This window comes from Taklimakanibacter lacteus, from assembly GCA_003576695.1.
GTDB classification, from domain to species: Bacteria; Pseudomonadota; Alphaproteobacteria; order Rhizobiales; family Aestuariivirgaceae; genus Taklimakanibacter; species Taklimakanibacter lacteus.
Genome location: QOZQ01000009.1, coordinates 136,824 through 161,367 on the forward strand (window position 1 = coordinate 136,824; position 24,544 = coordinate 161,367).

General features: G+C 64.2%; 17 protein-coding genes. 9 read left to right on the forward strand and 8 right to left on the reverse strand.

What is annotated here, in order from left to right; translation table 11 throughout:
* The first annotated feature begins 6 nt into the window (after nt 1–6).
* Nucleotides 7–2,034: an amidase gene (locus DT068_RS18840; protein WP_162914302.1), complete on the forward strand. Its 2,028-nt coding sequence runs from the start codon at nt 7–9 to the stop codon at nt 2,032–2,034.
* Here the strand turns inward: DT068_RS18840 and aat are convergent.
* From aat to DT068_RS18875, 7 genes are all read right to left on the reverse strand, one after another.
* Nucleotides 2,031–2,678 carry a leucyl/phenylalanyl-tRNA--protein transferase gene (gene aat / locus DT068_RS18845; protein ID WP_119391428.1) on the reverse strand — a complete coding sequence of 216 codons (648 nt, stop codon included), beginning with the start codon at nt 2,676–2,678 and terminating at the stop codon, nt 2,031–2,033. The genes DT068_RS18840 and aat overlap by 4 nt on opposite strands.
* 10 nt (nt 2,679–2,688) lie before the next feature.
* Nucleotides 2,689–4,032, reverse strand: coding sequence for an acetyl-CoA carboxylase biotin carboxylase subunit (gene accC, locus DT068_RS18850; RefSeq protein WP_119391429.1), 1,344 nt, complete (start codon nt 4,030–4,032; stop codon nt 2,689–2,691).
* 4 nt (nt 4,033–4,036) lie between these two features.
* Nucleotides 4,037–4,531: an acetyl-CoA carboxylase biotin carboxyl carrier protein gene (gene accB / locus DT068_RS18855; protein ID WP_119391430.1), complete on the reverse strand. Its 495-nt coding sequence runs from the start codon at nt 4,529–4,531 to the stop codon at nt 4,037–4,039.
* Nucleotides 4,532–4,539: 8 nt separating this feature from the next.
* The gene (gene aroQ / locus DT068_RS18860; RefSeq protein ID WP_119391431.1) at nt 4,540–4,986 is read right to left on the reverse strand and encodes a type II 3-dehydroquinate dehydratase; all 447 of its coding nucleotides are present in this window, start codon (nt 4,984–4,986) and stop codon (nt 4,540–4,542) included.
* A 67-nt stretch (nt 4,987–5,053) separates the two neighbouring features.
* Nucleotides 5,054–5,806, reverse strand: a complete 753-nt coding sequence (locus DT068_RS18865; RefSeq protein ID WP_119391432.1) for a DsbA family protein — start codon at nt 5,804–5,806, stop codon at nt 5,054–5,056.
* A gap of 60 nt (nt 5,807–5,866) precedes the next feature.
* On the reverse strand, nt 5,867–7,243 hold the full coding sequence (locus tag DT068_RS18870) for a M48 family metalloprotease (protein WP_119391433.1): 1,377 nt from the start codon (nt 7,241–7,243) through the stop codon (nt 5,867–5,869).
* A 94-nt stretch (nt 7,244–7,337) separates the two neighbouring features.
* Nucleotides 7,338–9,869, reverse strand: coding sequence for an Rne/Rng family ribonuclease (locus DT068_RS18875; protein ID WP_119391434.1), 2,532 nt, complete (start codon nt 9,867–9,869; stop codon nt 7,338–7,340).
* Nucleotides 9,870–10,475: 606 nt separating this feature from the next.
* Between DT068_RS18875 and DT068_RS18880 the strand changes: the two genes are divergently transcribed.
* The 5 genes from DT068_RS18880 (at nt 10,476) to DT068_RS18900 (ending at nt 20,460) form a co-directional block, all read left to right on the forward strand.
* Entirely contained in the window at nt 10,476–11,744 is a 1,269-nt protein-coding gene (locus DT068_RS18880; protein ID WP_368904823.1) for an N-acetylmuramoyl-L-alanine amidase, read from the forward strand.
* Between the two features lie 259 nt (nt 11,745–12,003).
* Nucleotides 12,004–14,490, forward strand: a complete 2,487-nt coding sequence (locus tag DT068_RS18885) for a penicillin-binding protein 1A (RefSeq protein WP_119391435.1) — start codon at nt 12,004–12,006, stop codon at nt 14,488–14,490.
* 37 nt (nt 14,491–14,527) lie between these two features.
* A protein-coding gene (gene prfB / locus DT068_RS18890) for a peptide chain release factor 2 (protein ID WP_119391436.1) occupies nt 14,528–15,659 on the forward strand; the annotation gives its coding sequence in 2 pieces (ribosomal slippage) (nt 14,528–14,596 and nt 14,598–15,659; 1,131 coding nt in all).
* Nucleotides 15,660–15,722: 63 nt separating this feature from the next.
* The gene (locus DT068_RS18895; protein WP_119391437.1) at nt 15,723–16,736 is read left to right on the forward strand and encodes an aromatic ring-hydroxylating oxygenase subunit alpha; all 1,014 of its coding nucleotides are present in this window, start codon (nt 15,723–15,725) and stop codon (nt 16,734–16,736) included.
* A gap of 301 nt (nt 16,737–17,037) precedes the next feature.
* Nucleotides 17,038–20,460: a YhdP family protein gene (locus DT068_RS18900; protein WP_162914303.1), complete on the forward strand. Its 3,423-nt coding sequence runs from the start codon at nt 17,038–17,040 to the stop codon at nt 20,458–20,460.
* Between the two features lie 37 nt (nt 20,461–20,497).
* On the opposite strand, the gene tyrS is transcribed toward DT068_RS18900, so the two are convergent.
* Nucleotides 20,498–21,757, reverse strand: coding sequence for a tyrosine--tRNA ligase (tyrS, locus tag DT068_RS18905; RefSeq protein ID WP_119391439.1), 1,260 nt, complete (start codon nt 21,755–21,757; stop codon nt 20,498–20,500).
* Between the two features lie 153 nt (nt 21,758–21,910).
* Here tyrS and DT068_RS18910 point away from each other — a divergent pair, with 153 nt between their 5' ends.
* The 3 genes from DT068_RS18910 to DT068_RS18920 all read left to right on the forward strand — a co-directional run bounded on the left by DT068_RS18910 (nt 21,911) and on the right by DT068_RS18920 (nt 24,544).
* Nucleotides 21,911–23,110 carry an exo-beta-N-acetylmuramidase NamZ family protein gene (locus DT068_RS18910; protein ID WP_119391440.1) on the forward strand — a complete coding sequence of 400 codons (1,200 nt, stop codon included), beginning with the start codon at nt 21,911–21,913 and terminating at the stop codon, nt 23,108–23,110.
* A gap of 91 nt (nt 23,111–23,201) precedes the next feature.
* Nucleotides 23,202–23,645, forward strand: a complete 444-nt coding sequence (locus tag DT068_RS18915) for a carboxymuconolactone decarboxylase family protein (protein ID WP_119391441.1) — start codon at nt 23,202–23,204, stop codon at nt 23,643–23,645.
* An 11-nt stretch (nt 23,646–23,656) separates the two neighbouring features.
* Nucleotides 23,657–24,544 carry a sigma-70 family RNA polymerase sigma factor gene (locus DT068_RS18920; protein ID WP_119391442.1) on the forward strand — a complete coding sequence of 296 codons (888 nt, stop codon included), beginning with the start codon at nt 23,657–23,659 and terminating at the stop codon, nt 24,542–24,544.

Consider the following 24,544-nt stretch of genomic DNA (forward strand, 5'->3'; position numbering starts at 1 on the left):
AGCCGAATGGCCTTGAGCGATCTGCACATTGTCGAAGCCTCGATCGCCGAGCTGCGCGCTGCGCTCGAAGCAGGCACCGTCACCAGCGTGGAGCTGGTCGGCGCCTATCTGCGCCGCATCGCTTATTATGATCGCCATGGCATCGCGCTCAATGCCGTTCCGGTGCTTGATCCATCGATGTTCGAAGCGGCCGCGGCCTCCGATCTGCGCCGCCGCCGGGGTAAAGTGCGGGGACCGCTGGATGGGATTCCCTACACGGCCAAGGACAGCTATCGCGCCAACGGTCTCACCGTCGCCGCAGGATCACCCGCCTTCGAGCGTCTGGTCGCCGGCGATGATGCCTTCACCATCGAGAGATTGCGCGGCGCCGGCGCGGTTCTGATCGGGCTCACCAACATGCCGCCGATGGCCAATGGCGGCATGCAGCGCGGCGTCTATGGAAGGGCCGAGAGCCCCTACAATGGCGACTATCTGACGGCCGCTTTCGCGTCAGGCTCATCCAATGGGTCGGGCACCGCCACCGCAGCGAGCTTCGCCGCCTTCGGCCTCGGCGAGGAAACCTGGTCTTCGGGCCGCGCACCGGCCTCGAATAATGGTCTCGTCGCTTATACGCCGTCGCGCGGCGTGATCTCGGTGCGCGGCAACTGGCCGCTGGTGCCGACGATGGATGTCGTGGTGCCGCATACGAGAAGTGTCGCTGATCTGCTGGAGCTGCTCGATGTGATCGTTGCCGATGATCACACGAAGCGCGGCGATTTCTGGCGGATGCAGCCCTGGCTGAGCATCCCGCCGAGTTCGGCACTGCGGCCGGAGAGCTATGCGAAGCTCGATTTCGGAGGCTCCTTGCGCGGCAAGCGCCTTGGCGTGCCGCGCATGTATGTTGGCCGGGACACGGGCGCCGATGCCCCGATCGAGACGCGCGCTTCTGTCCTGGCTCTATGGGAGGCCGCGGCGCGCGACTTGAGGGCGCTCGGGGCGGAGGTGATCGAAACCGACTTTCCGCTCGTCTCCAACTATGAGCGCGACCGTCCCGGCGCGCGGTCGATGATCGATCGCGGCCTGGTACCCAAGGGTTTCGCCGAGCACGAGCTGGGACTGCTCAGCGCCTGGGCGTTTGACGATTTCCTGCGCGCGAATGGCGATGCGGCCATTCCCGATCTCGCCTCGGTCGATGGCGCCAAGATATTTCCCCAGCCGCCCGGCGCGCTCCCCGACCGCTACGGCGAGGATGCGAGCCTCGCCCACTATGTCGATCTGGCGAAGCGGGGCCTTCCCGCCCTTGTGGATATTCCGGACATTGCCGAAGGTATCTATGGGCTCGAGACGGTCAGGCGGGCCGACTTCGAAGAATGGATGGATGCGCAGGGGATTGACGCGGTTGTCTTTCCCGCGGTCGCTGATGTCGGACCGGCCGATGCCGATGTGAACGAGGAATCGGCCAGGCTCGCCTGGCGCAACGGCACCTGGGTCGCCAATGGCAATCTTGTCTGGCGTCATTTCGGCATTCCGACCGTCACGGTGCCGATGGGCACCATGGCCGATATCGGCATGCCAGTCGGCCTCACGATCGCCGGGAGGGCCTATGACGATGTGAAGCTTCTGCGCTTCGCCGCCGATTATGAGCGGGCCTCGAAGCGGCGCACACCGCCACCGCGCACTTCGGAACTGCCCGATGATGTCTTCGGCGCGCGGTCCATGCCGTATCATGAGGTGGAATCAGGCTTGAAGGTCGAGATCGCCGCCCGGACACGCGCCATGGATGCTGCCTGGAACGAAGTGACGGCGCGGGTTGAATTGACATCGGCCGGACCGATCGACCTGCGTGCGGCGCGGATCATGGTTCATGTCAATGGCGAGCCGGCCGAAGTCACCGGCGATGGGCCGGACTTCACGGCGCGCAGGGAAGTGCCGTCGGTCGAACACAGGATGATGCACAGCGTGTGGCGCAAGCCTTATGGATCGATCGTCACCGCCGTGATCCGGCTGGCGGACGGGCGCAGCGCCGGCGCTTTTGCCGTCACGGGCGGTATCTAAGAAGCCTTCACCAGCCGCAGCACCGCCTCGGGATCGCGGTCCTCGCGGAACCTGAAGAATTCGGCGTCGTCCTCGATCGCGCGCTCGAGCAGCGTGTGGTAGTCGGTGCGGCTGATGGAGCGGGCCCCCAGGCTCTCGAGATGCGGCGTCGTGAACTGCGCGTCGAGCAGGCGGAAGCCGCCGGCCTTGAGCCGCGCCACCAGATGCACGAGCGCCACCTTGCTGGCGTCGGTCTCGCGCGAGAACATGCTCTCGCCGAAGAAGGCGCCGCCGATCCTGACCCCATAGAGACCGCCGACCAGCCGGTTCTGCCGCCAGCATTCGACCGAGTGGCAGCAGCCCATCTTGTAAAGCTGGCCATAGAGCGCCTTGATGCGCTGGTTGATCCACGTCGTCCTGCGGTCGGGCGCCTTCTCGGCGCAGGCCGCGATGACGTCATCGAAGGCGGTGTCGATACGGACATCGAAGCGGCGCTGGCGGATGCGCTTGCGCAGCGAATGCGAGATATGCAGCCCGTCGAGCGGGAAGATGCCGCGCTCCTCCGGCTCCACCCAGTAGAGCGCGTTGTCCTCGGCACTCTCCGCCATCGGGAAAATCCCCGCGGCATAGGCCTTGAGCAGGATCTGCGGCGTGATGGTCGACACTACGCGCGCCTCAGGTGTTTTCGATCAGATACTTCTCGAGCCAGTGAATGTCATAGTGGCCGTCGATGATGTCGGGTTCGGTGACCAGGCGCTGGAACAGCGGGATCGTCGTCTCGACGCCTTCGATGACATATTCGCCGAGCGCCCGGCGCAGCCGCATCAGGCATTCGGTGCGCGACTTGCCGAACACGATCAGCTTGCCGATGAGGCTGTCGTAGTAGGGCGGGATGCGGTAGCCCGCATAAAGGGCCGAATCGATGCGCACCCCAAGGCCCCCCGGCACATGCACATTCTCGACGCGTCCGGGCGAGGGAGCAAAAGTCGTCGGGTTCTCGGCATTGATGCGGCATTCGATGGCGTGGCCCGAGAAGGTGATGTCGCTCTGCTCATATTTGAGCTGGGCGCCGGCGGCGACACGGATCTGCTCCTGCACCAGATCGAGACCGGTGAGCATCTCGGTCACCGGATGCTCGACCTGGAGCCGCGTATTCATCTCGATGAAATAGAACTCGCCGTTCTCGTAGAGGAACTCGACGGTGCCGACGCCTTCATAGCCGAGCTTCTGCATGGCGCGCGCCACGCGCCCGCCGATGGCTTCGCGCTGCGCCGCATTGAGGGCCGGTGAATGGGCTTCCTCCCACACTTTCTGATGGCGCCGCTGCAGCGAGCAGTCGCGCTCGCCCAGATGCACCGCGCGGCCCTGGCCGTCGCCCAGGACCTGTATCTCGATATGGCGCGGCCTTTCGAGATATTTCTCGAGATAGACATCGCCATTGCCGAAGGCGGCCTTGGCCTCGGCCTGTGCGGTCTGGATGGCGTTTTCGAGCTCGGACTCGTTGCGCGCCACTTTCATGCCGCGCCCGCCGCCGCCTGCCGTCGCCTTGATCAGCACCGGATAGCCGATGTCCTTGGCGACGCGCCGGGCCTCGCCCAGGTCGTTGATGCCGCCGTCCGATCCCGGCACCACCGGGATGCCGAGTTCCTTGGCGGTGCGCTTGGCCTCGATCTTGTCGCCCATGATGCGGATATGGGCGGAAGAGGGGCCGATGAACTTGATCTTGTGCTCTTCGAGGATCTCGGCGAAGCGGGCGTTCTCGGAGAGGAAGCCATAACCCGGATGCACCGCCTCGGCGCCGGTGATCTCGCAGGCCGCCACGATGGCGGGGATATTGAGATAGCTGTCGCGCGCCGGCGGCGGGCCGATGCAGACGCTCTCGTCCGCCAGCCGCACATGCATGGCCTCTTCATCGGCGGTCGAATGGACGGCGACGGTATGTATGCCGAGCTCGCGGCAGGCGCGCATGACGCGAAGGGCGATCTCGCCGCGATTGGCGATAAGGATCTTGTCGAACATCGCTCTACTCGATCAGCACGAGGGCTTCGCCATATTCGACCGGGCTGCCGTTCTGGACGTAGATCTGGGTGACCTTGCCGGCGCGCGGCGCCGGGATCTGGTTCATCGTCTTCATCGCTTCGATGATGAGGAGCGTCTGGCCGGCTTTGACCTCGGTTCCGACCTCGACGAAGTTGGGAGCGCCCGGCTGCGATGCCCGATAGACGGTGCCGACCATGGGGGACTTGACCGCATCGGCCGGGACGGCGGTGACTGGCGATTGTGCGGCAGCCACGGCGGCCGGAGCGCTTGCTGGCGCAACATGCGGAGCCGGGGTCGGCGCTGCGGCGGTGTAGACGGCCGTGCCCCCGCGCGACACGCGCACCCGCACACCCTTCTGCTCAAGCTCGATTTCCGTAAGGCCGGTCTCGTTCAGGAGATCGGCAAGGTTCCGGATCAGCCCAAGTTCCGCTTTGTCCGGCTGTGGCCTGGGCGGTGGCGATTTCTTCTTCGCGGGCATGATCGGAATTACCCTTTCTTGGCTGTCAGGATCTGATGAAGCGCGTCGAGGGCAAGCTCATAGCCCTGTCCGCCGAAGCCGCACAGCACGCCGTCGGCGACGGGCGAAACATAGCTGTGGTGGCGGAACGGCTCACGCCTGTAGATATTGGTGAGGTGGACTTCGATGATCGGGATTTGCGCCGCCTTCAGCGCATCGTGAATGGCGATCGAGGTATGGGTATAGGCGGCGGCGTTGAGAATGAGGCCGCTGGCCTTGGAGCGGGCCTCCTGGATCCAGGAAACCAGCTCGCCTTCGATGTTGCTCTGCCGGAAAGAGATGTCGAGCCCGAGCTTCCGGGCCTTGGCCTGGCAGCGCTCCTCGAGCCCCGCCAGCGTCTCCCGGCCGTAAACGTCAGGTTCGCGCAGGCCCAACATATTCAGATTGGGCCCGTTTATGATGAAAACTGGTTTCATGGATGCGCTTATAGGCGGTCGGATGTGCTTCGTGAAGGCGGATCACACCGGAGCCGGGGATCTGTCCTCAACAGAGCTTGCACCCGCCATTGTCGCGCACCTGCCTGACGGTGGCGACCAGCGCCTCATAGCCGACCGCCCCCGGGATGACGGTCTGGTCAATGATGAACGCCGGGGTGCCCTGGATCTTGAGCGAATCGGCCAGCTGCATGTTGCGGTTGATGACCTGGTTGACCTCATCCGAGTCCATGTCGGCCTTGAGCTTTTTCAGGTCGAGGCCCTGAGCCTCGGCAATCTGGTCCGCCACCGCCTCGTCGATCCGCCCCTCATGGGCCATCAAAGCGAGGTGATAGTCCCAGTACTTGCCTTGCTTGCGCGAAGCGAGCGCGGCGCGGGCGGCATAGACCGAGCCCGGGCCCAGAATGGGGAACTCCTTCATCACCAGCTTGAGGTCCTTGTCGTTCTCGACCATCTTCATGACATCGGGAAAGGCCCGCTTGCAGTAGCCGCAATTGTAATCGAAGAACTCGACCATGGTGACCTTGCCGTCGGGATTGCCGCCCACCAGGTCGTCCTGGCTGCGGAATATCTCCGCCGACAGGGATTGCAGCGAATCCGTGCGCGCCGCATCTTCAGCCACCTGCTGCTTGCGCTCGAGCTCCTGCAGCGCATCGCGCACGACTTCCGGATTCTCCATCAGATACTGACGGATGAGATCGCCGAATTCCGCCTTCTGCTCGGGCGTGAATTCCGCCGCCTGCACCGGGAGCACGAATAGAGCCGCCATGGCGACCAGGAGCATGCGGATAAGTTTGAGCATCGGGTTTCCTTGGGCAGTAGAGGGGAGTGCCGGCACAATGCGCCTATTCCGGGCGCCGGTCTACTTGTCGCTCCGGTTGACGAAATTCAAGATATCGTTAGCGCGCAGCCAGTCGGACGATCCGCGCTTCAGGGTCGCCATCGCGACCTTGGCTTTCTCCTCGGCGAGTTGCTTGTCGCCGCGGTAAAAGGCGGCCTCCGCCGTGGCGAGGTCGGCGCGCGGTATGTCGCCCAGCTGGCCGTAGGCCATGGCCATGAACTGATAGAGGCTTGCGGTGTCGTCTTCCGTCTTGCGCGCCAGCTTGAGCTCGGTCAGGGCGGCTTTCGCATTCGCCTTGTTCTCAGTGCCGAGCAGCGCCTGGGCCAGCATGATGCGGATGAGGCCGTTATTGGGGAGCATCTTGACGGTCTGGCGCAAGGGCGCCACGGCTTTGGCCGGCTCTCCGCCTTCGAGCAGCGCCTGGCCTTTCAACTCCAGGAAATAGGGGTCGCTCGGCAAGTCGCGGATGAGCGTATCGATCACCGTCACCGCATTGCGCGTGTCGCCGCTGCGGAACATTGCGATGGCGCGGGCATAGCGCGCCGGCAGGCTGTCATCGGATGTCGGATAGCGCTGATACACCGTCTGCATCGGCTGCAGGAAGCCGACCAGCTTCGCCTGCATGAGCTTGTGCCGCAGCACGATTTCGGGTTTGTCCGGCATGCCGAAATACTTGCTCGCCCTGGCGGATATTTCGAGATTGCGGATGCGGTCGAGCGGCATCGGATGCGACAGCAAATAAGGGTCGACATTCCGCAGCGAAGCCATCGACTGGCTGGCGAGCTTCTGGAACAGCGTGAGCATGCCCTTGCCGGACTGGCCGGTGGCGGTCAGGAACTTGATCGCCGCCTGGTCGGCCGAGGCCTCCATGGCGCGCGCATAGCTCAGCACCAGGCGCTGCGCCATGCCCTGCGTGCCCATCATGATGCCGCCACCCGCCTGGGCGACTTCGCCTTGGCCGGCCACGGCGCCGCCGGCAACGGCCGCTGCTCCCAGCAGCATGCCGATGATGGCGGCCGTGCTCTTGCGGTCGATCTCGTTCTGCATGCGCGCGAGATGCCCGCCGGCGATATGACCCGTTTCATGGGCGAGAACGCCGATCACTTCATTGGGCGTCTTCGCCTGGGTGAGGAGGCCGGTATGGATGAAGATGCGCTGGCCGCCGGCGACGAAGGCGTTGATGCGCGGATCGTTGATGATATAGACATGCACCGCGCCGGGATTGAGGCCCGCCGCCTGGAAGATCGGCTTGGTGTAGAGCCGCATCAGGCTTTCGATCTCGGCATCGCGAATAAGCGCCGGGCCCCTGCTTTTCTTCTGCGCAAGGGCCGGCCCGATGACCGACGCGAAAGCGAGGCTCACCGCACACACCACTGCCAAGATACGGCGCGCCGCCATCACTCCTCCGGATCGCTCGGACAGCCGCAATGTCTCAGGGCCAAATGAGGCGAGTTTGAGGCCCGGGCGACACTTCACGGCAATGTGGCAACGCTTACCCTCGTTTGCTCCACCAGCCTGACTTGGCCTGGGCCGGGCGCTCGCTGACCGTCGGGGCGGGCGGCTGCCATTTGGGCGGCTGATAGGCTTCCTCCGGTACGGGCACAGGCTCGACCTTGGGGCGCTCGACAGGCTTCGGCACCGGCGTTTCCTCGTGCCGGGGCTCCCTGCGTTCGGCATCAACCTCGCTTGCCGCAGCCTCCGGCGCCGTTTCGCCGCCGCCATTGCGGTCCTGACGATTGCGGTTGCGGCGGTTGCGGCCCCATCTGTCGCGCCGGCCGCGATTGCGTTCGCCACGGTCTTCCTGTTCGCCATGGCCCTCGCGGCGCTCGCCGGCCTCGTGCTCGGCGGGTTCTTCCGCAGATGCCGGTTCATCGGCTTCCGCCTCCGCTTCCGGGGCGGACTCGAGTCCGGGCTGGTCGCCCATACCTGGAACATCGTCGCGCTCGCCGCCATTTCCGGCAAAGCCCTGGTCGCGCTCCTGGCCACGGCGCCCGCCGCGCCGGCCACGCCGGCGCCGGCGCCGGCGCGAACTGTCGCCACCGCCATGCGGCTCGCCTTCGGCTCTCTCGGCCTGCTGCGGCGCCTCGGCATCCTCTTCGCCCTCGTCTTCGGCCACAGCCTCGGCTTCCGGCACTTCTTCCCGGTCCTGGAAGGCCGTATCGATCTTGACCGGCGCGACGGCCGTCTTGCGCTGCGGCACGGCACGCTCGCCGGCGCGCTCGACCTGCACTTGCGAGCCCTTCACGTCATCGCTCGGCACGATGAAGATCGAGATGCCGTAGGAGGCCTCGAGATCGAGAAGGTGGTTGCGCTTCTCGTTCAGCACATAGGCCGCCACGTCGCGATGGCACTTGACCGTGAGGTTCTCGGCCTTGCGGGTGATGAGATGCTCCTCGATGGCGCGCATGACGGACAGCGCGCAGGACGATACCGAGCGCACGATGCCACGGCCTTCGCAATGCGGGCAGACGCGGGTCGAGCCTTCCAGAAGGCTCGGGCGCAGGCGCTGGCGCGACATTTCGAGCAGGCCGAAATGGCTGATGCGGCCGACCTGGATGCGGGCGCGGTCGTTCTTCAGCGCTTCCTTGAGGCGCCGCTCCACCGAACGGTTGTTGCGCTTCTCCTCCATGTCGATGAAGTCGATGACCACGAGACCGGCAAGGTCGCGCAGGCGCAATTGCCGGGCGATCTCATCGGAAGCCTCGAGATTGGTCTTGAGCGCGGTATCCTCGATATTGTGCTCGCGTGTCGCCTTGCCCGAGTTGATGTCTATCGACACCAGGGCTTCGGTCTGGTTGATGACCATGTAGCCGCCGGACTGCAGCGTGACTGTCTGCGAGAACAGGCTGTCGAGCTGGGTTTCCACCTGGAAGCGCGAGAACAGCGGCCGCGTGTCCTTGTAGAGCTTCACGTTGCGCGCATGGCTCGGCATGAGCATCTTCATGAAGTCCTTGGCCTCGCGATAGGCGTCATCGCCTTCGACCTGAACCTCGTCGACATCCTTGCTGTAGAGATCGCGGATCGAGCGCTTGATCAGGCTGCCTTCCTCATAGACGAGGGCAGGGGCCGTCGACGACAGCGTCAGATCGCGAACATTCTCCCACAGCCGCATCAGATAGTCGAAATCGCGCTTGATCTCGGTCTTGGTGCGCTGGGCACCGGCGGTGCGCACGATGAGCCCCATGCCGGCCGGGACTTCGATGTCGCGCGTAACCTCCTTGAGCCGGCGCCGGTCGGTCGAGTCGGTGATCTTGCGCGAGATGCCGCCGCCGCGCGCGGTGTTGGGCATGAGCACGCAATAGCGCCCGGCGAGCGAAAGATATGTCGTCAGCGCCGCGCCCTTGTTGCCACGCTCTTCCTTGACCACCTGCACCAGGATGACCTGGCGGCGCTTGATGACTTCCTGGATCTTGTAGACGCGCCGCTGCGGACGGCGGCGGCGCTGCGGAACTTCCTCGAGCGCGTCCTCGGCGCCGACCGAATCGACTTTCTGGGCTTCCGCGTCCTCTTCGACGGTCTCGATGCCGTCGCCGATCTCGGCGGGCAGGCCATGCTCGACCTTGGGGGCGGCAAAGGGCTCGGCCTCCTGGGTCTCGGGCGATGCTCCCTCGGCGGCGTCGTGGCCGTTCTCGCCATTGGCTTCGCCGTGATCGCCATCGTCGTCATGATGCTGTTCGCGCTTTCCGGCCCGCTCCGCGCGGGGCGGATGCACGTCATCATCGGCCTGATGGCGGGCTTCCTCTTCTTCCTCGCGCAGCAGCGCCTGACGATCGGCGACCGGGATCTGGTAGTAATCCGGGTGGATTTCCGAGAAGGCCAGGAAGCCATGCCGGTTGCCGCCGTAATCGACGAATGCCGCCTGCAGCGACGGTTCGACACGGGTGACCTTGGCGAGGTAGATATTACCCTTCAGTTGCTTGCGCGCGGCGCTTTCGAAATCGAATTCTTCGATGCGGGTGCCGCGAACCACCACCACGCGGGTCTCTTCCGCATGGGTGGCGTCGATGAGCATCTTGCTGCCCATATTTCCTTATCCTCTGCGTCGGCCGGAGGCGGGGCGGCTTCTGTCTCGGTTCCGGGTAGGAGACGTTGCGAAGGCCCACGCGCCGGCTCGCGCGTAAGAGGCATGCTGAGCGCTAAGCGCAACCGCGCACTGCCCGGAGCGGCGGCTGGATGCGGCCCTTCCGGTAAAAGTGTCAGCGCGGGATGGTTCATGCCTGTAGTTATCCACATGTCCCGGCCGTGCCGGAACGGTTCAACGCATCTGCCCGGGTATCTGGGTGCCACCCCAAAAGGGCAGTGGGTCCGCCCCATTGCGGGCCCGTACTGAAACGCATCCGAAGGGGCTATCGTTTTAAGATCCCGGAGCCCGTCCGTAGCGGAATTCGACGCTCCGGCGGCTTCGCTCTGGACTTTGTGTCCCGCTCTGCCGGCTCGGAGGGTTACGAGCCTGTTTAGGCAGACGGCGCGCCTTTTGCAAGCTTAGGAGGATAACCTAAGGGAATTTTTTCGGGCGCGTTGGAAACTTTAGGTTAACCACCGCGCCGCTAGGCTCGCCCCGATGATTTGGGTTCCACGGACCATGTCGGGTTTCCTGCATAAAAATTGGGGCTTAGGCGTATTTCTTGGCGTGATCCTGACGCTGGCCGCGATGGTCGCGGCCGCAGGGGCGCATGCCGAGCCCGTCACCGCTTTGGCCGCCCGCGTGGCGGGCGATGACAGCAAGACCCGCTTTGTCGCCGATCTGAGCCGACCCGTCAGCTACAGCGTCTATGTCCTCCCTGACCCCTACAGGGTGATGATCGATCTCCCGGATGTCAGTTTCGACCTGGCCTCTGACGCCGGCGAGCAGGGCCTTGGCCTTGTCAGCGCCTACCGCTTCGGGCCGCTGGGGAAGGGCCGCTCGCGCATCGTGATCGAGGCCACGGGGCCGGTGCTGATCGGCAAATCCTTCCTGGTCAGGCCGGAGGACGGGCAGCCAGCCCGCCTGGTCGTCGATCTCGTCAAAACGGATGAAAAGACCTTCCTGATGGCCCATGCTGCCGACCAGGCGACACGTCCGGCGCCCCTCAATCCCGCGGCCCAGGCAGACGACGCATCCGGCGGGGACAATGTGGAGACCGCGACCTCCGCGCCGTTGCCGTTGCCCAAGCCCGGCACCGAGCCGGCCGCGATCGAGCGTCCCATGCCGGCCAAGCGCGCCGATGGCCGGCGGGTGATCGTCATCGATCCGGGACATGGCGGCATCGATCCGGGCGCCGTCGGTGTCCGCCGCACCAAGGAAAAGGACGTCGTGCTGGCCTTCAGCCGCGCCTTGCGCGACCGCCTGAAAGGCAACAAGAATTATGAGGTGGTGCTGACGCGCGACACCGACACGTTCCTGTCGCTCAAGCAGCGCGTTGCTGTTGCGCGCGAGAATCAGGCCGACCTGTTCATCGCCGTCCACGCCGACACCGTGCGCGGCAGGTCGGTCAGGGGAGCGACGCTCTACACGCTGTCGGAGAAGGCTTCCGACGCGGAGGCCGAAGCGCTGGCGCAAAAGGAAAACCGCGCCGACATCATCGGCGGCATGGATCTCGCCACCGAGAATCAGGAAGTCACCGACATTCTGATCGAGCTCGCCCAGCGCGAGACGAAGAACCACTCGATGTTCTTTGCCAGAAAAGCCGCCACGCAGCTGCAGCTCGTCACCCACATGACCGGCAAGCCGACCCGCTCGGCAGGCTTCGTGGTGTTGAAGGCGCCGGATGTGCCCTCCGTGCTGCTCGAGCTCGGCTACCTCTCGAACCGGTCCGATGAGGCCCTGCTGGTGTCGCCCAAATGGCAGAGCGACGTGACGCAGGCGATGGCCAAGGCCATCGATGCCTATTTCGCAACCGAGCTCGCCGCCCGCCAATAGCGCCGCGCGAAGCCGGGGCGGGCGACACCAGCCCGCCACATTTGCCTCCTACCGCTGCTCAATCGGTGATTGGGCATGCGGCGGAAAGCGTGCTAAGCGCTGATCGGCAGGAGTTATCGGAGCAAATCCCGCCAAAGTTGGCGACTCTGGCGGTAAGGATTTGCTCCAAGATATTGATTTGGCGCGAATCCCTTTCGGCGAAGTGAAGCCACTTCGCCGGGATGCGCGCCGGACCTTCGGGAGCTGTCTCAGGGGCAAGATGCTTAGATTTTTAGGTTGGTTGTTCACGGTCGGATTTATTGCATTCCTGGGGATAGCCGGGGGGGTCGGCTATGTGATCTGGGACATGTCGCAAGGACTGCCCGACTACAAGCAGCTTGCCCAGTACGAGCCTCCGGTGATGACCCGCATGCACGCCGCCGATGGTACGCTGGTGGCCGAATATGCCGAGCAGCGCCGGCTCTTCGTGCCCGTCAACGATATCCCGAAGAGGCTCATCCAGGCTTTCATCTCGGCCGAGGACAAGACGTTCTACCAGCATCAGGGCCTCGATTGGCCGGGCCTCGCGGCGGCGGCGTTGCGCTATATCGAAGTGAAGGCGACGGGCAAGGGACAGATCGTCGGCGCTTCGACCATCACCCAGCAGGTGACCAAGAACTTCCTGCTCACCAACGAGCGTTCAGTCGAACGCAAGGTCAAGGAAGCGATCATCGCGCATCGCATCGAGCAGGCCTTCAACAAGGACCAGATCCTCGAGCTCTATCTCAACGAGATTTTCCTCGGCCTCAACTCTTATGGCGTCGCGGCTGCGTCGCTCAATTATTTCGGCAAATCGCTGAACGAGCTTTCGCTCGAGGAGATCGCCTATCTCGCCGCCCTGCCCAAGGGCCCCAATAACTATCACCCTTTCCGCCAGACCAAGCGCGCCATCGAGCGGCGCAACTGGGTGCTGGGTGAGATGTACAACAACGGCTACATCACGGCCGCGGAGCGTGATGCGGCCCAGGGCAAGCCGCTCGAGGTGAATCCGCGTCCGTTCGGCGCCCAGCTCTTCGCCGCCGAATCCTTCGCCGAGGAAGCGCGCCGCGAGCTGGTGCAGATCTACGGCGAGGACAAGCTGATGAAGGGCGGCCTGTCGGTGCGCACCACGCTCGACCCCAAGCTGCAGATCTATGCCCGCCAGGCGGTGGCGCGCGGCCTCATCACTTTCGATCGCAAGCGCGGCTATCGTGGCGCGGTCAAGAATGTCCCGGCCGAGGGCGACTGGGGTGAGGCGATCGGCAAGATCAAGGTGCCGGGCGATCTCGATCCCTGGCGGCTCGCTATCGTGCTCGCGGTCGATGATACGGGGGCGAAGATCGGCCTGCAGCCCGCGACCCTGATCTCGGGCGCCATCGACAACAAGCGCGAAACCGGGACCATCCCGCTGGCGCTGCTGACCTGGGCGCGCAAATATGTCGACGGCAGCAAGCTCGGCCCCGAGATCAAGAAGGCGGCCGATGTTCTGGCGGTGGGCGACATCATCTATGTCGCCCCCGACAAGACGCAGGGGCTCTATCATCTGGCCCAGCTTCCCGATGTCGAGGGTGCCATGGTGGCCATGGACCCGCATACCGGCCGTGTCCTGGCGCTGGTCGGCGGCTTCTCCTATGGCAAGAGCCAGTTCAACCGCGCCGTGCAGGCGCTGCGCCAGCCGGGCTCGTCCTTCAAGCCCTTTGTCTACGCGGCAGCGCTCGACAATGGCTACACGCCGTCCTCGGTGATCCTCGATGCGCCGATCGAGTTCAAGATGTCGAACGGCGAAACCTGGAAGCCGAAGAATTACACGGACAGGTATTACGGCCCCTCGACCTTGCGGCGTGGCATCGAGCAGTCGCGCAATGTGATGACGGTGCGCTTGGCCAACGATCTCGGCATGAGCAGGATCGGCGAGCTGGCGCAGCGTGTCGGCATCTACGACAAGGTGCCGAACCGGTTGGCCTACGCGCTGGGGGCCGGCGAAACCACGCTGCTCAAGATGACGACCGCCTACAGCATCATTGCCAATGGCGGCAAGAAGATCGAGCCGACGCTCATTGACCGCGTGCAGGATCGCTACGGCAAGACCATCTTTCGGCACGACAAGCGCGAATGCGACCAATGCGGCAAACAGGACTGGCACGGACAGGCGGAGCCCGAGTTGTTCGATGTCCGCCCCGAGGTGATGAACCCCTATACCGCCTATCAGATCACCTCGATGATGGAGGGCGCCGTCGAGCGCGGCACCGGCAAGAAGCTCAGGATGGTCGGCAAGCCGGTTGCCGGCAAGACCGGCACGTCCAATGACGAGCGTGATGCCTGGTTCATCGGCTTCACTCCCGATCTGACGGTGGGCGTCTATATCGGCTATGACAATCCGAAGCCGATGGGCAAGGGGCGCACCGGCGGCGAGCTTGCCGCCCCGGTGGTTACCGATTTCATGCGCATGGCGCTCAAGGACAAGCCGGCCACGCCGTTCCGGGTTCCCAAGGGCATCGAGCTCATCCCGATCAACGTGAAGAGCGGCCAGCGCGACCTGTTCGGCGATTCGGGCGTCATTCTCGAGGCCTTCAAGCCGGGCGAGGAGCCGCCATCCAGGACCAAGGTCATTGGCGACGATCAGGTCGCAGCCTCGGGCGTGCCGCTCAATGGCGCGGCCGCCAGCCCGCCGGAGAGCGAGGCCGTGATCGAAGGTGGGTTGACGACCGGCACCGGCGGCCTTTATTGAGCCCGCTTCACGGGTAACTCAATTCGAAGCCGGAACAATGCGCGCCGAAATCATCAATCTCGTCGACGAGATGAAGCAGTCCATAGGACTGCTGAGGAGGCATCTTTGACTGGGACAATGCCCAGAAGAAGCTTGCCGAGCTGAACGCCCGCTCGGAAGACCCGGCCCTGTGGAGCGATCCGCAGGTGGCGCAGGATGTCATGCGCAAGCGCCAGGATCTCGAAAGCCGCATCAGGCTGGTCAAGCGCCTCGAGCAGACGATCGAGGACAATACCGGCCTGATCGAGCTCGGCGAGGCGGAAGGCGACGAGGCGATCGTCAGGGATGCCGAGAAGGCGCTGGCCGGCCTCAAGGAAGAGGTCGGCAAGCATGAGATCGAGACGCTGCTCTCGGGTGAAGCCGATCAGAACGACGCCTTCCTGCAGGTGAATGCCGGCGCCGGCGGCACCGAAAGCCAGGACTGGGCCAATATGCTGCTGCGCATGTATGTGCGCTGGGGCGAGCAGCATGGCTACAAGGTCGAGGTCCTCGACGAGCATGTGGGCGAAGAGGCGGGCATCAAATCGGCCACCATCCAGGTCAAGGGCCACAATGCCTATGGCTGGCTCAAGACGGAATCGGGCGTGCACCGGCTGGTGCGCATATCGCCCTACGATTCGAATGCCCGGCGCCACACATCCTTCGCCTCGATCTGGGTCTATCCGGTCATCGACGACACGATCGATATCCAGGTCAATGAAAGCGACTGCCGTATCGACACCTATCGCGCTTCGGGCGCGGGCGGCCAGCATGTGAACACGACCGACTCGGCCGTGCGCATCACCCACATCCCGACCGGCATCATCGTTGCCTGCCAGGGCGAGCGCTCACAGCACAAGAACCGGGCCACCGCCTGGAAGATGCTGAAGGCCAGGCTTTACGAGCTGGAGCTGCAGAAGCAGCAGGAGAAGATCGACGCCGCCAATGCCAAGAAGACCGATATCGGCTGGGGCCATCAGATCAGGTCCTATGTGCTCCAGCCCTATCAGCTGGTGAAGGATCTGCGCACCGGCACCACCAGCACCAACCCGCAGGCCGTGCTGGGCGGGGAGCTCGACGAGTTCATGGCCGCATCGCTCGCCCAGCGCGTGCATGGCGGCGGACCATCGCAGGTGGAAGATATCGACTGATGCGGGCTTGAGCTTTGCGAAGCTGATGGGTTAGCCTCACTCATAGGCAGCAAGGCAGGTGTCATGCTCAATCTCGATCCGCGCTATTATGTCGACCCTTCGATCTACGACCGCGAGCGAACCGAGCTTTTCGCCAGAACGTGGCAGTTGCTGGGGCCGGTTTCCCAGGTCGCCCAGCGCGGCGAGTATTGCGCCGTCGAGATCGCCGGCCACAAGGTTTTCGCGATAAGAGGCAGGGACGGCAAGCTGCGCGGCTTCCGCAATCTCTGCCGCCATCGCGGCGCCCGTCTCCTCGAGGAAGGCAATGGCCGCTGTCCGACCATCCGCTGCCCCTATCACCAATGGGTGTGGGCCGATGACGGGCGGCTCATGAATGTGCCGTGGTTCGGCGAGGATCCCGATTTCCGGCTGGAGGACTGGCGGCTGGCCGAGATTCCGGTCGCCGAATGGCGCGGCCTGCTGTTCATCGCCATCGATCCGGCCATGTCCCTCGAACGGCAGCTTGCCGACGTGGTGGGTGAGCTCGCCGATGAGCCGATCGAAAGCTACACCCCGATGCGCACCGAGCGCATGGTGTTCGATGCCAACTGGAAGATCTATACCGACAATTTCGTCGAAGGCTATCACATACCGGGCATCCATCCGCAGTTCTTTGCCGCCATCGATTTCGAGCAGTTCAAGACCACCGCGCATGACGGGCTCATCCGCATGACGGCGCCGCCGCGCGACGGCCTGTTCTACCGCGGCAAATGGCTGTGGATGTGGCCGAACTGGACCCTGTCGCTGTTCGACGGCGGCATGAACACCTCGCGGATCAACCCGCTTGGCCCCGGTCGCACGGAGCTCATCTACAATTTTTATTTCGCCGACACGTCGGATGCCAAGGCCAAGGAACGCGACGACCTCATCGCCCGCAACCTCGCCATTGTGCGCGAGGACTTCGAGATCTGCCTTGAGACCCATAAGAACTACGCGTCGGGCGCTTATTCGCCGGGGCCCTTGTCGCCCCGTCATGAGGCCGGTGTCGCTTATTTCCAGGAGCGCATCCGCTCGAGCCTCGGCCCCTCCGTTCCGTGATGGCAGTGGCCGGGAATCGGCTAAAGAGGACCTTGATTTGCCGAGAGAATCCTCGAAACTGACAACGGAGGCGAGCTAGGACCGGCAAAGGCGTCCGCCATTGTTTGGCCGTCATTGATGGGCTTATCTCGCCGGTGGCTGTCGTCAGGGTTGTGTGCTGGGGCGAGGGGGTGGCAGTCGGACGGCATTCAGGCGTTTCCGGACGGTTTGCGAATTCTTGGGTCTGACGGTCTGTATGGCGGTGCGAGCCGTCGACGCGTGGCGGTAGATAGGCGAATTTCTTTACTCGGGGCTGCGCAGTTTGCGGCGAATTTGGAAAACGACGGCGCTGGTTCTTGCAAGTCTCACGGCGATTGCCCTCGTCGTGGGCGTGGTGTTTTTCATCAGGCTGATGACCGGACCGGTGTCGCTGGATTTCATGCGCGACTACATCCAGAGCCGGGTCAACTCCAATCTCGGCGGCCTTCGCGTAAGGCTGGAAGGCGTGCAGATCGAGCGCGACGCCGGCACCGGCATGCCGCATTTCCGGCTGCGCAATGTCGAGCTCGCCGGCCCTCAGGGCGAGGTGATCGCGCGCGCCCCCAAGGCTGCCATCGGCGTCGACGGCAGCGAATTGATGGCGGGCACGGTGGTGCCCAAGCAGATCGAGCTGATTGGCCCGCGCATCGTCGTCAGGCGCACGCTCGATGGCGGCTTCAAGCTCGGCTTCGATGAGCACAAGGCCGCCGACGGGCCCAACAATGCCGGCGGCAAGGCCAACCAGGAAGCCAATCTCCAGCAGATACCGCCCGAGACCCAGGGGGCAACCGTCATCGACTTCCTGAGCGGCGCCATGCCCGGCGCCGAGAAGGCGAATGCGACGATCGCCAGCCTCGACAGCATCCTGGTCAGCGAAGCGGTCATCCAGCTCGTCGATGAGATCAACGGCACGAGCTTCGCCATCCCCAAGGCGAGCCTGGCTTTCAAGCGGATGCCCTATGGCTTCACGCTCTTCTCGGAAGCATCGATCGCCAGCGGCGGCGAGCCCTGGCGCGCCGAGATCTCGGCGAGCTATCGCCTCGAGCGCAAGTCCTTCGCCGTGTCGGCGCGGATCAGCGACCTCGTGCCCGCCAACATCGCCGACGACATTTTTGCCTTGTCGAAACTGGCTCAGGTGAAGCTGCCGCTGTCCGGTCATGTCGAGATGGAAGTCGGCGAGAATGCCGACATCCGCAACGCCTCCGCCGAGTTCACCGCATCGGCGGGCGAAGTGGGATTGCCGGGCTTCATCGCCGAGCCGATCGCGGTCGATGAAGGCCTGCTGCGCCTCGACTTCGATCCCAAGACCGGCGGCATGGTCATCAGCGATTCGACCTTGCTCATCGGCGGCACGCCGGCGCAGATTTCGGGCCGCCTCACGCCCGAGCGTGAGGCCGACAAGCGCCTCAAGGCGCTGAAGATCGAGATCAGCGCCCGCAATCTCAGCCTTGACCCCAATACTGTCGTCAAGGATCAGATCGCCATCGACCGGGTTGATTTCTCCGGCGTGGCGTCGGTGCGCGAGCCCCGCTTCGATGTCGAGGATGCGGTGATCATGGCCGGCAATGCCGGGGTCAGGTTGCGCGGCACCTTCACCGGCGGCGACCGCTCGGTCGGCATCAGGCTCGCCGGGCGCATAAGGGACGTGCCGGCTCCGATCCTGAAGCGCCTGTGGCCGCCCGTCATCGCCCCCAATACCCGCAAATGGGTCAACACCAATATTCTCGCCGGCCGCATCACCGATGGCGAGTTCGCCATCAACCTGCCGGTGGATGCGCTGGCCGACGGGCTCAGGAACAGGCTCATACCCAATGACGCCATTTCGGCACGCTTCGGGCTCGATGGCGTGACGACGACTTATTTCGGCGGCCTGCCGCCGATCAGCAAAGCCTCCGGCGAGGGCACGCTGGGCGGCGACACATTCTCGTTGCGGCTGGACAGGGGCGTGGTTCAAGTGCCGTCAGGCAAGACGGTCGATCTCAGCAAGGGCACCCTCAAGATGAAGGCGCTGCTGGCCCCGATGACGCCGGCGGACATACATCTCGAGGGCAAGGGCGATGTCCCCGCCTTCATCGAATATCTCGATCTCGACCCCTTGAATCTCGTCAGCAAGAGCGGCGGCAAGACGCGGGCCATGACGGGCGACGCCACCGTCGCGCTCGAGCTGCATCTGCCGTTGAAGAAGATATTCAGCCGCGACGATGTCAAGGTTTCGGCCGAGGCGAAGATCCGCGATGCCGGCCTCAAGCAGGCGCTCGACGGCATCGATCTGAGCGCCGGTGTGATCGATCTCAAGATCACCGAGGATGCCATCAGAGCGCAGGGCACCGCGAAGCTCAACGACATCGCCGCCAAGATCACCTGGTGGCGCGACGGCGGCCCGGAGAGCCCGCAGAATGCCATCATCGAGACCGAGCTCGACGCCAAGAAGCGCGAGGTGCTCGGCGCCAAGGTCAATGACTATTTGACGGGGCCCGTGAAGGTCAAGGTGACGGTGCAGGACTTCCGCGACCGGGTCGGCAAGGTGAAGGTCGATGCCGACCTGTCGAAGGCCTCGCTGCGGCTTGCCGCGATCGACTGGTGGCGTCCGCCGGCGCCCAGGACCAGCGCGAGCTTCGATTATGTGCCGGGGGAGGGCAAGGCCGGCCGGATCGACAATCTCACCATCAAGGGCGAAGGCTTCCTGCTCAAGGGGCAGATCGCCATAAACGGCAGCGGCAATGTGTCGGACGCCAGGTTCCCGACCGTGGTGCTGAATGAAGACAACCGCTTCGGCGTCTCCGTTTCGCAAAGCGATGATGCCACGAACGTGTCGATCAATGGCAAGAGCTTCGATGCCCGCCCGCTCATCCGCTCGCTGTTCGCCAGCCGGCCATCCGGTGATGATGCCGCTGCGCGCAAGAGGCAGGGCGTGCTGATCGTCGATGCCGTCGTCGACAAGGTCTATGCCCACAGGGGAGAAGTCGTCACCGGCGTGGCCGGAAGCTTTAACCTGCGCAACGGCTATGTGGAACGCGGCACGCTCAACGGCTCGTTCATCAGCGGTCAGCCGATCACCATCCGCATCACGCCCGCCGATGACGGTGGGCGCGACCTGCGCATCGCCGGGCGCGATGCGGGGGCGGCACTGAGGGCCGCCAATCTCTACTCGAAGGTCGCCGGGGGCCAGATCGACTTTTCGGCACGGCTCGGCGGCGGCGGCGATTCATCGGTGCGCAATGGCCGCCTGACCCTGCGCGACTTCGAGGTGCGCGACGAGGCCGCCCTTGCCGAGCTCGACCAGAAGGGCAGGCCGAAGAAGGCAGGTCCGCGCAAGAACGACGGGGTGGTGTTCTCGCGCCTGACTCTGCCGTTCACCAGCGATACGCGATTCATCCGCATCGGCGACACGCTGATCAAGGGGCCGGAGCTCGGCGCCACCGCGCAAGGCCTCATCCGCAAGACCGACGGCGCCATCGACATCGACGGCACGATCATACCGGCCTATGCGCTCAATGCGGCGGTGGGCGAGATCCCGATCCTGGGCGACATCCTCACCGGCGGCAAGGGCGAAGGGATCTTCGGCCTGACCTATGCGGTGGGCGGGACGATGGCGCGCCCGCGCTTCCAGGTGAACCCGGTTTCGGCCATAGCGCCCGGCATCCTGCGCAAGTTCTTCGAATATGGCAGCGGCCCGCCGATGAAACGGCGCGAGCGGACGAATTAGGAGCGGGTTGATCCTGCCCGCCTTCGCCAGCGCAACCTTACGATGCCGCCTTGAGCAGGACGTGCTTCTTGCGGCCCATCGACAGCTTGATGACCCCTTCCTGGTTGAAGGAGCCTTCGGTGAGCTTGAGCTTGTCGTCGCTGACCGCGGCATCGTTCACGCGCACGGCACCCCCCTGGATCTGCCGGCGCGCATCGCCGTTGGATGAGGCAAGGCCGGCCATGACCAGGGCATTGAGAAGCCCGACACCGCCATCGCGGAAGCTGGCCGCCGGCACATCGATGGTCGGCAGGCCCTCGGCGGCCTGGCCCTCCTCGAAGGTTCGGCGCGCCGTCTCGGCCGCCTCCGCCGCGGCGTCCTTGCCGTGGAGCAGGGCGGTCGCTTCCGTCGCCAGGGTCTTCTTGGCGTCGTTGATCTCCGCCCCGCCCAGCGCCGCCAGCCGCTCGATCTCGCCGAGCGGCAAGGTGGTGAAGAGCCTGAGGAAGCGCGCCACGTCGGCATCCTCGCTGTTGCGCCAGAACTGCCAGTATTCGTAAGGCGAGCGCATGTCGGCATTGAGCCACACGGCCCCCGCGGCGGTCTTGCCCATCTTGGCGCCGGAGCTGAGCGTGATCAGCGGCGTCGTCAGCGCATAGAGCTGATGCGTGCCCATGCGCCTGCCGAGATCGACGCCGGTGACGATATTGCCCCACTGGTCGGAGCCGCCCATTTGCAGGTTGGTGCCGTAGCGGCGCGCCAGCTCGGTGAAATCATAGGCCTGCAGGATCATGTAGTTGAACTCGATGAACGACATTTCCTGCTCGCGTTCGAGCCGGAGCTTCACCGAGTCCATGGTCAGCATGCGGTTGATCGAGAAATGCCGGCCGATATCGCGCAGCATGTCGATGTAATTGAGCCGGGTCAGCCATTCGGCATTGTCGACCATGATGGCGTCCTTCGGCCCGTTCCCGAATTTCAGGAACTTGGCGAAGACGCTCTGGATGCCGCGCTTGTTCTCTTCGATCTCCTCGATGGTGAGAAGCTTGCGGCCTTCATCGCGCCCGCTCGGATCGCCGACCCTGGTGGTACCGCCGCCCATAAGGGCGATCGCCTTCTGGCCGGTCTGTTGCGCCCAGTAGAGCAGCATGATCTGGACGAGCGAGCCCACATGCAGTGAGCGCGCCGTGCAGTCGAAGCCTATGTAGGTGTTGACCTCGTTCTTGCGCGCGAGCTGGTCCAGCCCGTCGAAATCGGAACATTGATGGATGTAGCCGCGGGTGGAAAGCGTGTTGAGGAATTCGGACGAAAACTTGCTCATGAACAGGCCTGAATCTAATAAAACGGGGCTCTTACCACGGGAAAAGAAAGTGTCAAACTCTACACCGCCCTGGGCGGCGAAGCGTAGGCCGGGCCGGGTGGACTTCACTATTCCTATTGCTTTGCGCTTGAGCTTGCCCCAGCGTGCCCGATCATGAAATTCGGAATCGATCGGCTGGTCGCCGAACCAAAATTGCGGGCGCCGCTCAAGGACCGCCGCGTGGCGCTGCTTGCGCACCCGGCCTCCGTCACGCGCGACCTGACGCATTCGCTCGATGCGCTCGGCGCATGCGGCGATGTGAGGCTCACCGCCGCCTTCGGCCCGCAGCATGGGCTGCGCGGCGACAAGCAGGACAACATGGTCGAATCGCCCGACCACCGCGACCCGGTCCACGACATCCCGGTCTTCAGCCTCTATGGCGCCGTGCGGAAGCCCACGGATGCGTCAATGGACACGTTCGACGTGTTGCTTGTCGATCTGCAGGATCTGGGGACCCGCATCTACACCTTCATCACCACACTCCGGAATTGCCTGGAGATGGCGGCGAAGCACCGAAAATCGGTGTGGGTGCTCGATCGCCCAAACCCGGTCGGACGGCCCGTCGAAGGTCTGACGCTCCGCGCGGGCTGGGAGAGCTTTGTCGGCGCGGGCCCGATGCCGATGCGCCACGGGCTGACACTCGGCGAGCTCGGCCTGTGGTTCGTGAAGCACTTCAAGCTCGATGTCGACTACCAGATCATCGAGATGGAAGGCTGGAGGCCCGATGCGGCGCCCGGTTTCGGCTGGGAGATCGGCGAGCGCAGCTGGGTCAATCCCAGTCCCAACGCGCCCAATCTGTGGATGGCGCGCGCCTATCCGGGCACCGTGATGCTCGAGGGCACGACCCTGTCCGAGGGGCGTGGCACGACGCGGCCGCTCGAGCTGTTCGGCGCGCCCGACATCGACGCGCGCCGTCTGATCGCCGAGATGCGCGAACTGATGCCGCAATGGCTCAACGGTTGCGTGCTCCGTGATTGCTGGTTCGAGCCGACCTTCCACAAGCATGTCGGCAAGCTCTGCAACGGCGTGCAGATCCACACCGAAGGTCCGGGCTACGATCACCAGGCGTTCAAGCCGTGGCGCATCCAGACGCTCGCCTTCAAGGCTGTCCGACGCCTGCATCCGGACTATCCTCTGTGGCGCGATTTTCCCTATGAGTATGAAAGCCGGCTCGCCATCGATGTCATAAATGGCGGCCCGCTCCTGAAGGAGTGGGTCGACGACAGGGCGGCAACGCCGCACGACCTCGAGGCGCTCACCAGACCCGACGAGCAGGCATGGTTGGCCGAACGGCAACCCTATCTGCGCTACTGACTGGCGTGACGGAAGCCTGAAAGAAAATGGTTGCGCATGTCACACGCGCCCGGCCTGCCTCGTCTTATGGGAAACACGAAAGGATCATCCCATGAGACTGTCGAAATCCATCAATTCCGACCTCCTGCAGGCTACCTTGAATCTCGAGATGAAGGTCAGGGCCAGCGGCGTCGACAAGAAGCTGCTGCATCTCATCAAAGCGCGGGCTTCGCAGATCAATGGCTGCGCCTACTGCATCGATATGCATATGAAGGAAGCGCGTGCCGATGGCGAAAGCGAGGACCGGCTCTATCTCCTGAGCGCCTGGCGTGAGGCCCCGCAATTCAACGCCAGGGAAAGGGCCGCCCTGGCCTGGACCGAGACGGTGACCCTTCTCGCCGATACCCATATTCCCGACAGTGAATGGGAGGCGGTGCGCGAGGAATACAGCGAAGAGGAGGTGGCCAAGCTGACCTTCGCCATTGGAACCATCAACATATGGAACCGGCTTTCGGTCGCGTTCCGTACCGTTCCCGGCACCAGGCCGGGTGCCTGATGGAGCCAGCCATGGACGAGAAGGCCTTCGAACCGCATCGCAAATATCTGACCGGCATCGCCTATCGTATGCTCGGCTCCTATGCCGAGGCGGAAGATATCGTCCAGGACGTCTATTTGCGCTGGCACCGGGCGGACACGAGCGCCGTGGTCGACGCGAGGGCCTTTCTCGCCCGGATCACGACACGGCTCTGTCTCGACGTGCTCAAATCGGCGCGCATGCGGCGCGAGACCTATGTCGGTCCCTGGCTGCCGGAGCCGCTGGTCGAAGGACTGGCCGATCCAGGCTCGCCCGAGGAGGAGCTTGCCGGCGATCTTTCGGTGGCGATGATGCTGGCGCTCGAAAGACTGTCGCCGGTCGAGCGCGCGGCCTTCCTGCTGCATGACATATTCGAGATGGGCTTTCCGGCGGTGGCCGAAGCGATCGGTCGCAGCGAGGAAAGCGCCCGCCAGCTGGCGGCCAGGGCCCGCAGGAATTTGCGCAGCAGCCGGCCGCGCTACAAGGTCGGCGCCGAAGAGGAGGGCGCCATCACCAAGGCATTCTACACCGCCTCGCGCACCGGCGACCTCATCGGGCTTACCAAGCTTCTCGCCGACAATGTGGTGTTCCGTTCCGATGGCGGCGGCAAGCGGTCGGCGGCCCCCAAGATCCTCGAAGGCATCGACCAGGTGGCCCAGTTCATTGCCGGTTACGGCCGGAAGGGCTTCGAATATGCCGGCCTGCCGCCAGTGCGCTTTGCCCATATCAACCACATGCCGGGTTTTGCGACCATCGAGGTCGACGGCCTGCCGCAGACCACATCTTTCGAGATCGAGGATGGCAGGATCACCGCCATCTATGTGATGCGCAATCCCGACAAGCTCAGGCATGTGACGGCTAAGTGGGTGAGGGGAGGCTGA

Bases quoted from the DNA above. Each gene is read 5' to 3' on its own strand.
- DT068_RS18840 (WP_162914302.1), top strand. From the start codon at position 7: ATGGCCTTGAGCGATCTGCACATTGTCGAAGCCTCGATCGCCGAGCTG.
- accC (WP_119391429.1), bottom strand. From the start codon at position 4,032: ATGTTCGACAAGATCCTTATCGCCAATCGCGGCGAGATCGCCCTTCGC.
- accB (WP_119391430.1), bottom strand. From the start codon at position 4,531: ATGCCCGCGAAGAAGAAATCGCCACCGCCCAGGCCACAGCCGGACAAA.
- aroQ (WP_119391431.1), bottom strand. From the start codon at position 4,986: ATGAAACCAGTTTTCATCATAAACGGGCCCAATCTGAATATGTTGGGC.
- DT068_RS18865 (WP_119391432.1), bottom strand. From the start codon at position 5,806: ATGCTCAAACTTATCCGCATGCTCCTGGTCGCCATGGCGGCTCTATTC.
- DT068_RS18870 (WP_119391433.1), bottom strand. From the start codon at position 7,243: ATGGCGGCGCGCCGTATCTTGGCAGTGGTGTGTGCGGTGAGCCTCGCT.
- DT068_RS18875 (WP_119391434.1), bottom strand. From the start codon at position 9,869: ATGGGCAGCAAGATGCTCATCGACGCCACCCATGCGGAAGAGACCCGC.
- DT068_RS18885 (WP_119391435.1), top strand. From the start codon at position 12,004: ATGCTTAGATTTTTAGGTTGGTTGTTCACGGTCGGATTTATTGCATTC.
- DT068_RS18895 (WP_119391437.1), top strand. From the start codon at position 15,723: ATGCTCAATCTCGATCCGCGCTATTATGTCGACCCTTCGATCTACGAC.
- tyrS (WP_119391439.1), bottom strand. From the start codon at position 21,757: ATGAGCAAGTTTTCGTCCGAATTCCTCAACACGCTTTCCACCCGCGGC.
- DT068_RS18910 (WP_119391440.1), top strand. From the start codon at position 21,911: ATGAAATTCGGAATCGATCGGCTGGTCGCCGAACCAAAATTGCGGGCG.
- DT068_RS18915 (WP_119391441.1), top strand. From the start codon at position 23,202: ATGAGACTGTCGAAATCCATCAATTCCGACCTCCTGCAGGCTACCTTG.
- DT068_RS18920 (WP_119391442.1), top strand. From the start codon at position 23,657: ATGGACGAGAAGGCCTTCGAACCGCATCGCAAATATCTGACCGGCATC.